Source organism: Kosakonia sp. (assembly GCF_032052965.1).
GTDB lineage: Bacteria > Pseudomonadota > Gammaproteobacteria > Enterobacterales > Enterobacteriaceae > Kosakonia.
The window spans coordinates 78594-94021 of record NZ_DAMBVN010000013.1 but is presented as its reverse complement, the minus strand read 5'-3'; the positions used below and the strand labels follow the sequence as shown (position 1 = coordinate 94021).

Annotated in this window: 10 protein-coding genes; 7 read left to right on the top strand and 3 right to left on the bottom strand. The window is 53.8% G+C overall.

Annotated features, from left to right (window positions below; genetic code table 11):
- Positions 1 to 25: 25 nt before the first annotated feature.
- Together mgtA and mgtL are read right to left on the bottom strand one after the other, a co-directional pair.
- Positions 26 to 2734 carry a magnesium-translocating P-type ATPase gene (gene mgtA / locus RTX30_RS15820; RefSeq protein ID WP_409429823.1) on the bottom strand — a complete coding sequence of 903 codons (2709 nt, stop codon included), beginning with the start codon at positions 2732 to 2734 and terminating at the stop codon, positions 26 to 28.
- A gap of 256 nt (positions 2735 to 2990) precedes the next feature.
- Positions 2991 to 3041, bottom strand: a complete 51-nt coding sequence (mgtL, locus tag RTX30_RS15815) for a mgtA regulatory leader peptide MgtL (RefSeq protein WP_312691168.1) — start codon at positions 3039 to 3041, stop codon at positions 2991 to 2993.
- 205 nt (positions 3042 to 3246) lie between these two features.
- Between mgtL and treR the strand changes: the two genes are divergently transcribed.
- The 7 genes from treR (at position 3247) to RTX30_RS15780 (ending at position 13479) form a co-directional block, all read left to right on the top strand.
- Positions 3247 to 4194: a trehalose operon repressor TreR gene (treR, locus tag RTX30_RS15810; protein ID WP_312691126.1), complete on the top strand. Its 948-nt coding sequence runs from the start codon at positions 3247 to 3249 to the stop codon at positions 4192 to 4194.
- A gap of 128 nt (positions 4195 to 4322) precedes the next feature.
- Positions 4323 to 5741, top strand: a complete 1419-nt coding sequence (gene treB, locus RTX30_RS15805; protein WP_312691125.1) for a PTS trehalose transporter subunit IIBC — start codon at positions 4323 to 4325, stop codon at positions 5739 to 5741.
- A gap of 47 nt (positions 5742 to 5788) precedes the next feature.
- On the top strand, positions 5789 to 7444 hold the full coding sequence (gene treC, locus RTX30_RS15800; RefSeq protein ID WP_312691124.1) for an alpha,alpha-phosphotrehalase: 1656 nt from the start codon (positions 5789 to 5791) through the stop codon (positions 7442 to 7444).
- 380 nt (positions 7445 to 7824) lie between these two features.
- Positions 7825 to 9960, top strand: a complete 2136-nt coding sequence (gene nrdD / locus RTX30_RS15795; protein WP_312691123.1) for an anaerobic ribonucleoside-triphosphate reductase — start codon at positions 7825 to 7827, stop codon at positions 9958 to 9960.
- A 169-nt stretch (positions 9961 to 10129) separates the two neighbouring features.
- Positions 10130 to 10594 (top strand): anaerobic ribonucleoside-triphosphate reductase-activating protein, encoded by a 465-nt coding sequence (nrdG, locus tag RTX30_RS15790; RefSeq protein WP_312691121.1) that lies wholly within the window; start codon positions 10130 to 10132, stop codon positions 10592 to 10594.
- A gap of 340 nt (positions 10595 to 10934) precedes the next feature.
- On the top strand, positions 10935 to 12650 hold the full coding sequence (locus tag RTX30_RS15785; protein ID WP_312691119.1) for a polysaccharide lyase family protein: 1716 nt from the start codon (positions 10935 to 10937) through the stop codon (positions 12648 to 12650).
- 85 nt (positions 12651 to 12735) lie between these two features.
- Entirely contained in the window at positions 12736 to 13479 is a 744-nt protein-coding gene (locus tag RTX30_RS15780) for an oligogalacturonate-specific porin KdgM family protein (RefSeq protein WP_312691117.1), read from the top strand.
- Between the two features lie 34 nt (positions 13480 to 13513).
- Here RTX30_RS15780 and RTX30_RS15775 read toward each other — a convergent pair whose 3' ends face one another.
- Entirely contained in the window at positions 13514 to 15424 is a 1911-nt protein-coding gene (locus tag RTX30_RS15775) for a PRD domain-containing protein (RefSeq protein WP_312691115.1), read from the bottom strand.
- Positions 15425 to 15428 lie beyond the last annotated feature (4 nt).

Here is a 15428-nt window from a genome sequence, read left to right as displayed (position 1 = left end):
CTTTTATACCGGGTATTTAATGGGGTTATTGCCAGCCGTAACGACGGCTGTAGCGCCCTTTAACCCACTGGGTCAGCGTCATATAGCCTGCCAGGATAGCCACCAGCCAAGGGAAGTAGCTGAGCGGCAGCGCCTGCAATTGCAGGTAAGTTGCCAGCGGCGAGAACGGCAGCGCAATGCCAACGCCAATAACCATCACCGTCATCGCCATCAGTGGCCATGCAGCGCGGCTCTGGATAAACGGCACGCGGCGAGTGCGGATCATATGCACAATCAAGGTTTGCGACAGCAAACCCACCACGAACCAGCCGGACTGGAACAGCGTTTGCGCTTCCGGCACGTTAGCCTTAAACACAAACCACATCAGGCAAAAGGTCAGAATATCGAAGATAGAGCTGATAGGGCCAAAGCAGATCATAAACCGCCCCAAATCGGCCGGGTTCCAGCGCTGCGGTTTCTCGATCTGTTCGTCATCGACGTTATCAAAGGGGATCGCCACCTGTGACACATCGTACAGCAGGTTCTGGATCAACAAGTGTAACGGCAGCATCGGCAGGAAGGGCAGAAAAGCGCTTGCCACCAACACGCTAAAGACGTTACCGAAGTTCGAACTGGCGGTCATTTTGATGTATTTCAGCATATTGGCGAAAGTACGACGCCCTTCAATCACCCCCTCTTCGAGCACCATCAGGCTCTTTTCAAGCAGGATAATGTCGGCCGCTTCCCGGGCGATATCCACCGCACCGTCAACAGAAATACCGATATCAGCAGCGCGCAGCGCGGGCGCGTCGTTAATGCCATCGCCCATAAAGCCCACCACATGCCCTTCACGTTTGAGCAAAGTCACAATGCGCTCTTTGTGCATTGGCGTCAGGCGGGCGAACAGCGTGGTACGCTTCGCCAGCGCGGCTAACGCATCGTCGCTCAGCGACTCAATCTCGTTACCCGTTACAGCCTCGCCAACGTCCAGCCCCACTTCGCGGCACACTTTGCTGGCAACCAGTTCACTGTCGCCGGTCAGAATTTTCACGGTAATACCACTGGCTTTTAGCGCTTTCAGCGCCGGAGCGGTACTTTCTTTCGGCGGATCGAGAAAGGCAATGTAGCCTTCAAGGATCAAATCCGACTCATCCACGCGCTGGTAGTCACCGCTGCGCGCCGGGAGATATTTTGTGGCAACGGCCACAACCCGCAATCCCTGCCGATTGAGATTACTGGTCACGCGCTCAATGCGGCGCAGCATGCTGTCATCCAGCGGAACAATCTCACCGTTGAAACGCACCTGCGAGCAAACGCTCAGGATCTCGGCCAGCGCGCCTTTGCAAATCAGTTGATGAACCTCCGCCTGCTGAGCCACAACAACTGACATCCTGCGGCGCTCAAAATCAAAAGGAATTTCGTCGATTTTGCGCCAGTCTGCCGCCAGCGTCCGGGCAACATCTGCATCGACGCCTTCCAGCACAGCGGTATCAAGCAGGTTTTTCAGCCCGGTCTGGTAATGGCTGTTCAGCCAGGCGCTGTGCAATACCCGCTCGCTGCTTTTACCGCTTATATCCGTATGATTTTCAAGTACAATTTTATCCTGCGTCAGCGTCCCGGTTTTATCGGTGCACAGAATGTCCATCGCGCCAAAGTTCTGGATCGCATCCAGATGTTTGACGATCACTTTTTGTTTCGACAGTTTCACCGCGCCGCGCGCCAGCGTGGAGGTCACAATCATCGGCAGCATTTCCGGCGTCAGGCCAACGGCGACGGACAGCGAAAACAGCGCCGCTTCCCACCAGTCACCTTTGGTAAAGCCGTTGATCAGCAACACAATCGGCGTCATTACCAACATAAAACGGATCAACAGCATGCTGACGCGACCAATCCCTTTCTGGAAGGCGTTCGGCTCGCTTTCCTGCTCGCTTACCCGCCCGGCCAGTTGTCCGAACCAGGTCTCCGCGCCAGTAGCGATAACCATTGTCTGCGCCGTGCCACTCACCACATTGGTGCCCATAAAGCACAACGTGTCGCATTCCAACGGATTCAGTTGCCCTTGCTGACGGGTCGTGGCCACCTTCTCTACGGGTAACGATTCACCCGTCAGCGAGGCCTGCGCAACAAACAGATCCCGCGCCTGAATCACCCGCAGATCGGCCGGGATCATATCGCCGGCGGCCAGCTTGACGATGTCGCCCGGCACCAGTTGATCAATAGGGATCTCGCACCAGCCGTTTTCACCTTTCTCATTCACCACGCGCAACACGGTCGCGGTATTGCTGACCATCGCTTTCAGCGCATCCGCCGCTTTGGTCGAGCGTGCTTCCTGCAAAAAGTTAAGCAGCGTGGAAATCGCCACCATCAGGGCGATCACCCCGGCGGCAAACAGATCTTCCGAGGCATAAGAAAAGGCGCCAAGGCACGTCAGCAAAAGGTTAAAAGGATTGCGGTAACACACCCATAAATGTACCCACCACGGTGAGGGTTTTTGCGCCGGGATTAGGTTGGCACCGTGCGTTTCCCGCGCCAGTTCGACTTCCTGCGGATTCAGCCCTTCCGGGTGACTGGCGAACCTGTGCCACAGCTGATCCTGCGCCATCAAAGCCAGCGTCAGGCAGCGCTCGCTTAACGAAGCCGGAATATCGCCATGCGTGACATGTTGTACGCCGGGCAGCGGATCGCGCTGTACCAGACGACGTGGTAAATGGCGGTGAAGGCGAGCAAAAAGCTGCCGGGTCATGTTTTTCAGCATAATTGTGTCCTTGCCCCCGCATCTCGCGGGTGCATTCCTACACCTCATTTCACTCATGGCCTGGTTGCGGAGTGTGGTGTCGGCTCCCGGCGCTAAGCACCATGGATCCGCCACCGAAACGCCCCGGCACATCAGGCAAGGTAAGGTGTAAATTGTTGACAAGTGGCGTAGCAAAGCCGCGCCAATTGGCGTTTATTGGGCAGGGACGAAAATGGCGTCGCTGCCTTACGCATCCGGTAAGGCAGCAAAAGCGAGCTTACCGGAAAAGGTTTCTCCGTCGCGGGAGAGGGGTGGGATCGGGATCCATCTGGCCTCCGGTAAGTGAGTGAAAAGGGAATTATTGCATGGCCGTATCATAACTCCGCTGAATTAAACCAAGCGTATACACACTTCTGTTTATCGGGTCGCGCCGCAAAGTGCATAAACCAGACTTTGCTCATTGTTGTGAGTTGGAACCAGGACGAAACTCCTTTATTCTGCAAACCGCCTTAATAAGGAACAGGACAGAGCGTATGCAAAACCGGCTGACGATCAAAGACATCGCGCGCTTGAGCGGCGTGGGTAAATCCACCGTTTCTCGCGTGCTGAATAATGAAAGCGGCGTCAGTGAGCGTACGCGTCAGCGGGTGGAGGCGGTGGTTAATCAGCACGGTTTCTCCCCGTCCCGTTCTGCCCGCGCCATGCGAGGGCAGAGCGATAAAGTCGTGGCGATTATTGTCTCCCGTCTTGATTCTCTGTCAGAAAATCTTGCCGTGCAGACCATGCTGCCCGCCTTTTATGAACAGGGCTACGATCCCATCATGATGGAAAGCCAGTTCTCGCCAACGCTGGTTGAGGAACATTTGCAGATGCTCAGCCGCCGCAATATTGATGGCGTGGTGCTGTTTGGTTTCACTGGCGTAACAGAGAGTTTGCTCGCCTCCTGGCAATCCTCACTCGTACTGCTGGCACGCGACGCCAGTGGTTTTGCCTCGGTGTGCTATGACGATGAGGGCGCAATCCAGTTGCTGATGGAGAAGCTCTACGCGCAGGGTCATCGCCATATCAGCTTTATTGGCGTACCGCATAGCGATATCACCACCGGTAAACGCCGCCACGACGCCTATCTGGCGTTCTGCAAAACGCATCAACTTGCGCCGGTGTCAGCGTTGCCGGGTCTGGCTATGAAACAGGGTTATGAGCATGTTGCGGAGGTCTTAACGCCTGATACCACTGCGCTACTGTGTGCCACTGATACGCTGGCGCTCGGTGCCAGCAAATATTTGCAGGAGCAGCGAATTGATAACCTGCAACTCGCCAGCGTTGGCAACACGCCGCTGATGAAATTCCTGCATCCAGAAATAGTCACCGTCGATCCCGGTTATGCCGAAGCCGGTCGGCAGGCTGCCGCACAGCTAATCAATCAGGTCAATGGCCGCGCCGATCCACGGCAAATCATCATCCCACCACAACTGGTTTAACTGCCCCGCCGTACGGTTTATTGTGATCCTCGCCCGATTTCGGGAACGTTCCCATTTTCTATTAACGCGCTCCTGGTTACGCTTCTTTCCGGTCATTACCCAGCATTTCTCCCCCGAGAGGCACCACGATGAGCAAAGTAAATCAGGCAGACATTGAACAGCTGATCGCGCTGGTCGGCGGGCGCGAAAATATCGCCACCGTCAGCCACTGTATTACGCGGTTACGCTTTGTATTGAATAACCCGGCCGCCGCCGATCCAAAAGGCATTGAACAGTTACCGATGGTAAAAGGGTGTTTTACTAACGCCGGGCAGTTCCAGGTCGTAATCGGCACAAACGTGGGCGATTATTACCAGGCTCTGCGCACGGCCACCGGACTGGCGCATGCGGATAAAGAGCAGGCTAAGCTGGCAGCGCGGCAAAATATGAAATGGCACGAACGCCTGATTTCGCATTTTGCGGAGATCTTCTTCCCCCTGCTGCCAGCGCTGATCAGCGGCGGGTTGATCCTCGGTTTTCGTAACGTCATCGGCGATGTGCCGATGAGCAACGGGCAAACGCTGGCGCAAATGTTCCCTGCGCTGAAAACGGTCTATGACTTCCTGTGGCTGATCGGCGAAGCCATTTTCTTCTATCTGCCCGTCGGGATTTGTTGGTCGGCGGTGCGCAAACTCGGCGGTACGCCAATTCTCGGCATCGTACTTGGCATCACGCTGGTGTCGCCGCAGTTGATGAACGCGTATCTGCTCGGCTCGCAAACGCCAGAAGTGTGGAACTTCGGCCTGTTTAGCATCGCCAAAGTGGGTTATCAGGCGCAGGTGATCCCGGCTCTGCTGGCGGGTCTTGCTCTGGGCTTTATTGAAACCCGTTTAAAACGCCTGGTGCCGGATTACCTCTACCTGGTGGTGGTCCCGGTCTGCTCGTTGATCCTCGCTGTTTTCCTGGCTCACGCTCTTATTGGCCCGTTTGGCCGCCTAATCGGCGATGGCGTCGCCTTCGCCGTGCGTCATCTGATGACCGGTAGCTTTGCACCGATTGGCGCGGCGTTGTTCGGTTTCCTGTATGCCCCACTGGTGATCACTGGCGTGCATCAGACCACGCTGGCGGTCGATATGCAGATGATCCAAAGCCTGGGCGGCACGCCCGTATGGCCGATGATTGCGCTGTCGAATATTGCGCAGGGCTCGGCAGTGGTGGGCATTATTATCAGCAGCCGGAAACACAACGAACGTGAAATCTCTGTACCTGCCGCGATCTCCGCTTACCTTGGGGTGACGGAGCCGGCCATGTACGGCATCAACCTGAAATATCGCTTCCCCATGCTGTGCGCCATGATTGGCTCCGGCATCGCCGGGTTACTGTGCGGCCTGAACGGCGTAATGGCCAACGGGATTGGTGTGGGCGGATTGCCGGGGATCCTCTCCATTCAACCCGCATTCTGGCAGGTCTTTATGATGGCGATGGCCATCGCTGTGGTGGTTCCCATGGTACTGACATCATTTGTCTATCAACGCAAGTTCCGTCACGGCACCTTGCAGATTGTGTAATGTTTTGGGGCGCCTTTGCGCCCCTTCCTTTTTTGCAGGAAATCGCTATGAATACCCTTCCCCACTGGTGGCAAAACGGCGTTATTTACCAGATCTATCCCAAAAGTTTCCAGGATACGACCGGTAGCGGCACCGGCGATCTGCGCGGCGTGATCGCGCGTCTCGACTACTTACAAACCCTGGGCGTTGATGCCATCTGGCTGACTCCGTTCTATGTCTCGCCGCAGGTGGACAACGGCTATGACGTGGCCAATTACACGGCTATCGACCCTTTATACGGCACGCTGGACGATTTTGACGAACTGGTGGCACAGGCACATCAGCGTGGTATTCGTCTGGTGCTGGATATGGTGTTTAACCATACCTCGACGCAGCACGCATGGTTTCAGGCATCCCAGGATCCTGCGAGCCCTTATCGCGACTTCTATATCTGGCGCGATGGTGAACCGCAAACGCCGCCGAACAACTGGCGCTCCAAATTCGGTGGCGGCGCATGGCGCTGGCACAGCGAGAGCGGGCAATACTATCTCCATCTGTTTGCACCCGAGCAGGCCGATCTCAACTGGGAAAACCCGGCAGTACGCGACGAATTGAAAAAAGTGTGCGCCTTCTGGGCCGATCGCGGCGTCGATGGCCTGCGCCTCGATGTGGTGAATCTGATCTCCAAGGCGCAAACTTTCCCGGACGATCCTGAAGGTGATGGTCGCCGACACTACACAGACGGCCCACGTGCCCATACTTTTCTTCAGGAAATGAGCCGCGAGGTCTTTCAACCTCGCAACTTGATGACGGTAGGGGAAATGTCCTCTACCTCGCTGGCGCATTGCCAGCGCTATGCCGCGCTGGACGGCAGTGAATTGTCGATGACGTTTAACTTCCATCACCTGAAAGTCGATTACCCCGGCGGCGAAAAATGGACGCTCGCGCGGCCAGATTTTAGTGCCCTGAAAGCGCTTTTCCGCCACTGGCAACAAGGCATGCATAATGTGGCATGGAATGCGTTGTTCTGGTGTAACCACGATCAGCCACGGGTTGTTTCACGCTTTGGTGATGAAGGCCCGCTTCGCACCGTCTCCGCTAAAATGCTGGCGATGATACTGCACGGAATGCAAGGCACACCGTACATTTATCAGGGTGAGGAGATCGGCATGACCAACCCCCACTTCACCCGAATTACCGATTACCGCGACGTTGAAAGCCACAATATGTTTGCTGAAAGGCGGGCTGCAGGCAGAGAGCCGGAAGAATTACTGGCGATCCTGGCCAGTAAATCACGTGATAACAGTCGCACGCCGATGCAGTGGACCGCACGCAAAAACGCCGGTTTTACCACCGGCGATCCGTGGATTGGCTTGTGCGATAACTACCGCGAGATCAACGTGGAAAACGCCGTCAGCGATCCTGACTCCGTTTTCTACACCTATCAAACGCTGATCCGCCTGCGCAAAACCTTGCCACTCCTCACGTGGGGCGACTATCAGGATCTGCTCCCAGCCCACGCGGATTTGTGGTGTTACCGCCGCCAGTGGCAAGGGCAGACGCTGCTGGTTATGGCTAATCTCAGCAATGCGTGCCAGCCCTGGCGTCCTGAGATCATGCCTGGCAACTGGCAAGTATTGCACAGCAATTATGCCGAAGTTGCGTCCTGCCCCGGCGAGATGACCCTGCGCCCGTTTGAAGCGGTGTGGTGGCTGCAAGCCTGATTTTTCGACGTTGCGCACAGAAAAACAGCAGGGAATAAACCTGCTGTTTTTGTTGAATTTTTAGTCAAAATAAGAATCAGAAAATTTACATTCCGCCAGGCCGCCCGTCCTGTGTGCTATCTGATTTTTACTTTGTCCTGAGTCAATAAAAGCGTAAACATGTTTGATGCAAATCACTATATATAGAAATTAGAATGCACGCCGACCCAATATGTTGTATTAATCGACTAAAATTCACTCAGCCCAATCGGCTGGACAGCGTAACACGCTGTGGATAACACGGGTCAGGAAAGGACGAACTTATTGGTTTTGGTAATGAATAACCCACCAGTCAGTGCCTCCTTCATTGTGGATAACCTGTTTTCTAAAATGGAGTGATCATGACACCGCATGTGATGAAACGAGACGGCTGTAAAGTGCCTTTCAACTCAGCGCGCATCCAGGAAGCTATTTTGCGTGCAGCTAAAGCAGCGGGAGTCGATGACGCAGACTATTGCGCCACCGTCGCAGACGTTATCAGTGGCCAAATGCAGGGCCGTTCGCAGGTGGATATCAGCGAAATTCAGACCGCAGTCGAAAACCAGCTTATGTCCGGGCCTTACAAACAGCTGGCGCGCGCCTACATTGAATATCGTCACGATCGCGATATTGCGCGTGAAAAACGTGGCCGCCTGAATCAGGACATTCGCGGGCTGGTTGAGCAGACCAACTCAGCGCTGCTGAACGAAAACGCCAACAAAGACAGTAAAGTGATCCCTACCCAGCGCGATCTGCTGGCCGGCATTGTTGCCAAACACTACGCACGCCAGCATTTGTTGCCGCGTGACGTTGTGCTGGCGCACGAGCGTGGCGAGATCCACTATCACGACCTCGATTACTCCCCGTTCTTCCCCATGTTCAACTGCATGCTGATCGACCTGAAAGGCATGCTGACCCACGGTTTCAAAATGGGTAACGCAGAGATCGAACCACCAAAATCGATCTCTACGGCCACCGCCGTGACGGCGCAGATTATTGCGCAGGTCGCCAGCCACATTTATGGCGGCACGACCATCAACCGTATTGATGAAGTACTGGCACCGTTTGTGGCCGCCAGCTTCGAAAAACACCGCCGTGTCGCCAGCGAATGGAATATTCCGGACGCAGACGGCTATGCGCGCAGCCGCACGGAAAAAGAGTGCTACGACGCGTTCCAGTCGCTGGAATATGAGGTCAATACGCTGCACACCGCCAACGGTCAGACGCCGTTCGTGACCTTCGGTTTTGGTCTGGGCACCCGTTGGGAATCCCGCCTGATCCAGCAATCGATTCTGCGTAACCGTATTGCCGGCCTCGGTAAAAACCGCAAAACGGCGGTCTTCCCGAAACTGGTTTTCGCCATTCGCGACGGCCTGAACCACAAGTTTGACGATCCGAATTACGACATTAAGCAACTGGCGCTCGAGTGCGCAAGCAAACGGATGTACCCGGATATCCTTAACTACGATCAGGTCGTCAAAGTCACCGGGTCGTTTAAAACGCCGATGGGTTGCCGCAGCTTCCTGGGTGTATATGAAGAAAACGGTGAGCAGATCCACGATGGGCGTAACAATCTTGGTGTGATCAGTCTGAACTTGCCACGCATCGCACTGGAAGCGAAGGGTAACGAAGAGGCGTTCTGGGCATTGCTGGACAGCCGACTGCTGTTGGCACGTAAAGCCCTGATGACGCGTATTGCCCGCCTGGAAGGGGTAAAAGCCCGCGTTGCGCCGATCCTTTATATGGAAGGTGCCTGCGGTGTACGCCTGAAAGCGGATGACGATATTGCGCCAATTTTCAAAAATGGCCGCGCGTCGATCTCGCTGGGGTATATCGGTATTCACGAAACCATTAATGCTTTGTCCGGTAATCAACATATTTACGACAGCGAAACTCTGCGCGCGAAAGGCGTGGCGATTGTTGAACGCTTACGTAAAGCGGTAGACGAGTGGAAAGAGGAAACCGGCTACGGTTTCAGCCTTTACAGCACACCAAGCGAGAACCTGTGCGACCGTTTCTGCCGTCTCGATACTGCAGAGTTTGGCGTGGTAGATGGCGTAACGGACAAAGGCTATTACACCAACAGCTTCCACCTTGATGTGGAGAAAAAGGTTAACCCGTACGACAAGATCGATTTCGAAGCGCCTTATCCACCTTTGGCCAGCGGCGGTTTCATCTGCTATGGCGAGTACCCGAACATTCAGCATAACCTGCGGGCGCTGGAAGATGTCTGGGATTACAGCTATCAGCATGTACCGTATTACGGTACCAACACACCGATCGATGAGTGTTACGAGTGCGGCTTTACCGGTGAGTTTGAGTGCACCAGCAAGGGTTTTACCTGCCCGAAATGCGGCAACCACGATGCGTCACGGGTGTCGGTAACGCGTCGGGTATGCGGTTACCTTGGTAGCCCGGATGCCCGCCCGTTTAACGCGGGTAAGCAGGAAGAAGTGAAACGCCGCGTGAAGCACCTGGGTAATGGGCAAATCGGGTAACCGGACTTTGCCCAATGGCACTGCACGATCAATTTGTTATGTATCCGCAACGCACTTAATGTCAGAACAAGGCGGCAATGTCGTGTCTCCCGGGGAGCGTAATCTCCGGGTGCGCGCAAACAGCCAACGCAGTAATGGCGTTAATTGCTAAGCGGATGAGATACGAAAGATGAATTTTCACCAATATTACCCTGTCGATATCGTCAATGGCCCGGGCACACGCTGCACCCTGTTCGTTTCCGGTTGTGTGCATGAATGCCCCGGCTGCTATAACAAAAGCACCTGGCGGCTGAATTCTGGCGTGCCGTTCACCGCTGAAATGGAAGAGCGGATTATTGCCGATCTCAACGATACGCGCGTGAAGCGCCAGGGGATCTCCTTGTCCGGCGGCGATCCGCTGCACCCGGAAAACGTCCCGTCTGTCTTAAAGCTGGTCACCCGCATCCGCGCTGAGTGCCCGGGCAAAGATATCTGGGTGTGGACCGGTTACAAAATTGACGAGCTCAATGCCGACCAGCAAGAAGTGGTGGCGCTGATTAACGTGCTGGTGGACGGTAAATTTGTCCAGGATCTGAAAGATCCGATGCTGATCTGGCGCGGCAGCAGCAACCAGGTGCTGCACCATTTACGTTAATCTCCCTTCGGTAAATCATTAGAGGCTGAATAATTTACTCTCCTTTTTAGTAAGGAAAGCCCTCTTTCTCTCGTCTCAAACTCAAATCAAAACATTATTTCAAATACATTAATCCTTATTTTTAATTTTAGATAAGGATCGCGTATATCTTCGTCTGGTTGCCAGTAAACCTTCAACACTGGCAGTAAGGCAAAGGTGGTTGAAAAAACATCGGATTACTCTGCTGACTATTTTCAACCTTTAATGAAATAACGCCCGACATGCACTAACTAACCCAACATAACATTGAAAAAGACCATTCACTCTCTGGGTAATATGGTTCTATAACAGGAACAAAAACATGCACATTCGGTATGGTGTTACCGCTTTACTTTTATTTTCTTCACTGAGTTACAGCAATACCGATTTACCGGTATCGCTGACTGTCTCAGGGATGAATGCCACCCTGGATAATGGCTTGCTGCACGTCGAATTTAATGAGGATGCCAGCGCCGTCGCGATGGTGAAAGACGGCATAAATTTGCTGACCTCATTATCTGGCGCGCAGCGTGATCCCAGCAAAACACGCAGTGCTTATCTCGACTTTTATTCGAAAGGCGTAAAAGATTTTCTGCCGGAACGCCTGGAGGTCATCCGCAATGATAAAGACATGGTACATATTGCATGGGTTGATGACAAAAAAAGCCTGTTACGGCTGGAATACCATTTAATCATGCGTAAAGGCATTAGTGGTATTTACAGTTATGTAGTTGCAGAAAATACCGGTCAACAAACGGTACAGATCAGTGAATTGCGCAATGTTTACCGCTTTAACCCGCAACGTCTTGATCATATTTTTAACGGCGAACGCCACGGCAAACCGTATTTATATGCGCAACTGGAACAAATGCCGAAAGTGCAGGACGAAACGTGGCAGTTACCGAACGGCGACGTCTATTCAAAATATGATTTTGCCGGTTATCAACGCGGCAGCGCGTTTTGGGGGGTATACGGCGAAGGTATTGGCGCGTGGTTGATCCCCGGCAGTGGCGAATATTTTTCTGGCGATGCATTGAAGCAGGATCTGATGGTGCATCAGGACGCCATCATACTGAACTATATGACCGGGGCACATATGGGCACGCCAGATATGCAGGCGCAACCCGGCTGGAAAAAAGTCTACGGCCCCTGGTTGCTGTACATCAACCGCGGCGACAAAAAGCAGATGCTTGTAGATGCAGGCCAGCAATCGCGCACCGAGCGCGCCAACTGGCCCTATAAATGGGTAGATGACGCGCGCTACATCGACAAACGGACTCAGGTGACTGGCCATATCAGCAGCGCTACGCCGGCCACCGTGGTGCTCTCTTCCTCACTGGATGAGCCTTTCGATTTGCAGACGCGGGGTTATCTGTTTTCGGCCAGCACGGACAGTCAAGGTGCTTTCCACCTCGACAATGTCATCCCCGGGCGTTACCAGCTCGCGGTATATGCCAATGCCGGAACACAGCCCGGCATACTGGCCCAGCAGCAGGTGGTCATTGAAGGGGATAAACAAACGCTGGGCGATATTGCCCTCAAACCGGCCTCCAGGGTGTTGTGGTCGATTGGCCAGGCCAACCGCCAGGCGCGCGAGTTCCGTTATGGTAACGAGCCGAGAGGCTATCACTGGCAGAACGATGTGCCTGCCGACCTGGTATTCGACATTGGCCGCAGCGACTATAGCCGCGACTGGTACTATGCCCAGACTAAACCTGGAAAATGGGACATACGCTTTGCCATGATGCCAGATAAGCCCGTCTACACGCTGAATATTGCGCTGGCTGCCGCCAGTAACAGCGGAATGGGCAGCAGCAACAGCGCGCCGTCACTGGTGGTTAAAGTGAATGGCAAAGCGGTGAATACGCTGAAATACGCCAACGATAAAACGCTGTATCGCGGTGCATTACAAAATGGGCAATACCATCTTGCCGCTATTCCACTCAATGCCGACCTGTTACGTCAGGGAAATAATACGATTACGCTGCAATTAACAGGCGGTAGCGTAATGTACGATGTGATTACCCTTAGCGAATAATTTTATTTATACCCCCCCGTATTGTGAGAATGCCACAGTACGGGTGACTGCCCTTGCCGATAATAAATGAAAAAGGCTTTCGACCATGAATAAGAAAACCATCAATACGCTCTGTGCCGCACTCCCTTTATTTGCCATTGGCTATGCCACAGCAGATGACATTGTATTACGCAATGTCAGCCTGGATTATCGTCATGAGTATCGCCTTCGCGATCGCACCCATTACGACAAATTAACCCTGGCTACCCAACTGCCGCAAAACTTCTCTTTCGCCGTGGAAACGAAATTCAAAACCGGCGGATCGGATGTCAAAGATAAATATTATGAAGATCCCGTTCTCAATGCGGTGGAAATGACGCTGGCGAAAAAATACAGTTTTGGCAACTGGACCGTCTCTCCGTTATTTCAACCGGAATTTAACTCAACCCGCACTGAATGGAAAGTTGGCGTGTCGCCATGGTACAAAATCAATGATAGTTGGTCAGTCGGCGGCCTTTACCGCCTGGAATTAACGGATTACGCCCATGATAATAGCGGCTGCGCCAACTGCAGCACCAATAAGCATCGTACGGTCAATCGTGTGGATGGTTACCTGCGTTATAACATTGCCAACCTGACGACCACCTACAAATTGATTTACCAATATGGTGATGAAAATCTCTATGCCAACAAAAAGTATAATTATGAGCAGGAATTACAATTTAATTATGCGTTAGGCGATAAGCGGGAATGGAGTCCCTATATTAGCTTTGGCGACATTAACCGCTCATCGAAATCCAGCGAACGCCAGCTTCGCCTGCGCGCCGGTATCGCCTATACCTTTAAATAATCCGCCCAGGAGAGGGGGTGCCCCTCTCCTCTACTTAAAAACGGCTGAGGGATTCCATTGCCACGCTTTTAAAGGCGGCAAAGTCCTTGCACACACATAACCTGGCGGTCGCCCGCTCGCGCAAAAAGGTGACGAAGATATCGTAGATGGCCATCGCCTCTTCGTACTCGCTTTTACTGATCGCCAGTAAAAAAATAACGTGAGCGGTTTCATCCCCCCACGCGATGCCCTGCGGAGCCAGCACGGTATAGACCACGGTTTTTTTCGCCAGCAGCCCAAGAGCGTGTGGTAATGCAATGCCTTCCCCCAGCAGGGTGCTGACAATCGCCTCACGTTCGACCACCGAATCGAGAAACGTCGCGTCGACAAACCCTTCGTCATATAACTGATCACAAAGCGTTTTGAACAGGGTTTGCTGATCCATTGCCCCATCAATAATGCGGAAATGGAGCGCGTCAAAATACTTTTCAAGCATCCACGGCCGCGTTCTGTCTACCAGCACCAGCTTGCCGATCTGCTCGAGTTGGTAATCGCTCGGGAACGGCGCAATGGTAACAACGGGTTTATCTTTTTCGCTGACCCTGGCCGTCGAGATAACAAAATCTTCTGCAATGCCCGCGCACTGCTCATATTCACGCAACGTCACCGTGCGCGTGACCCTAACCTGCGGATATTTACGCGCCAGTACGGCTTCAATCATCCGCACCATTGCATTCCCGGCGTCGCACACTAACAGCACGCAGGGCTGACGCTGGTAACCGACGTTGTAATGGCGTTCCAGCCCAACACCAATGTGCAGAACGAGAAATCCAATCTCGTTTTCGCTGATCACATACGGGGTGTATTTTCCCCAACTGGACACCGCCGCCAGTGTCATATCCCATGCCATTGGGTAGTGCTGCTTGATGTTATCCAACAAGGGATTGGGGATCATTATCTGGTAGCGCACACGGGTGATCATGGTTTTGATATGGGTGAGCAGATCCGCATGCAGTTGCGTGTCGTTTTGCAGGTTGTAGTTATAGTGCGTGTTGATATAGCCAAGGATGTAGTTAACCAGGGTTTCATCGTCATCGGCGCTGATGGCGCTTGGTGCAAGCTCCTGTACGCGTCGCCCGGCAATATGCACCCGCAGCCAGTGCTCTTCTGCTGCCGCCAGCGGTTTTCCCGCCAGTTGCTGTAACGCCGTTGAGATATCCCGCGCGGCATCACGCACATTTTCATCCCCATCTTCGGCGGTGAATTCCGACAGCGGATATCCTTCGCTAATGCGACGTATCGCCACGGCACAATACAAGCGGATAAACAGCTCGCCCTCATCGGTCAGGCGAATATGATAACGGCTAAAGCTCGCCTGCAGCACGGGCACCAGCGCCTCCGGCACGCCGGGATTGAGGGCCTCTTCGGTGATCAGTGGATTGTGCGCATTTTGTTGCGCCAGCTCCCACAGTAAATCGGTCAGGCAGGCGCGCAGCGCCATTTCACTGCCAAACAGCTTCATGCCATGACGCGGGCGCGTCTCCAGCGTCAGACGGTAGCGAGAGAACCATTCCCGTACTTCGGTCATATCGTTCTGGAGCGTCGCGCGGCTCACAAACCATTCGTCTGCCAGATCTTCCAGCTTGAGCGAAAACGCCGAAGTCAGAAAGCGCACCACCAGATAATGCACGCGCTCCTGCCCGTTACGCGGAATGCGCAACGCACGCGGGCGGGCAGCCTGCAGACTCTGATAACGCACGGCATCGTCAATTTTTAGCTGGTAGCCACTGCCACGCGTTAATACAAACTGCGCGCCGTGGTGATGCAGCAACGCATTTAATGCGGTGATGTCAGCCCGAACGGTACGCGTCGACACCGCCAGCCGCTGCGCCAGCTCGTCCTGCGGCAGCGTCTCGTTTTGCAACATCATAAACAGTTGCGCTAAACGTTGGTTCGGGAATCGCACGTCG

What these genes read in the sequence shown, in the direction of transcription:
- RTX30_RS15785 (WP_312691119.1), top strand. Translation starts at nt 10,935, where the DNA reads ATGCACATTCGGTATGGTGTTACCGCTTTACTTTTATTTTCTTCACTG.
- RTX30_RS15780 (WP_312691117.1), top strand. Translation starts at nt 12,736, where the DNA reads ATGAATAAGAAAACCATCAATACGCTCTGTGCCGCACTCCCTTTATTT.
- nrdD (WP_312691123.1), top strand. Translation starts at nt 7,825, where the DNA reads ATGACACCGCATGTGATGAAACGAGACGGCTGTAAAGTGCCTTTCAAC.
- nrdG (WP_312691121.1), top strand. Translation starts at nt 10,130, where the DNA reads ATGAATTTTCACCAATATTACCCTGTCGATATCGTCAATGGCCCGGGC.
- treC (WP_312691124.1), top strand. Translation starts at nt 5,789, where the DNA reads ATGAATACCCTTCCCCACTGGTGGCAAAACGGCGTTATTTACCAGATC.
- treB (WP_312691125.1), top strand. Translation starts at nt 4,323, where the DNA reads ATGAGCAAAGTAAATCAGGCAGACATTGAACAGCTGATCGCGCTGGTC.
- treR (WP_312691126.1), top strand. Translation starts at nt 3,247, where the DNA reads ATGCAAAACCGGCTGACGATCAAAGACATCGCGCGCTTGAGCGGCGTG.
- mgtA (WP_409429823.1), bottom strand. Translation starts at nt 2,734, where the DNA reads ATGCTGAAAAACATGACCCGGCAGCTTTTTGCTCGCCTTCACCGCCAT.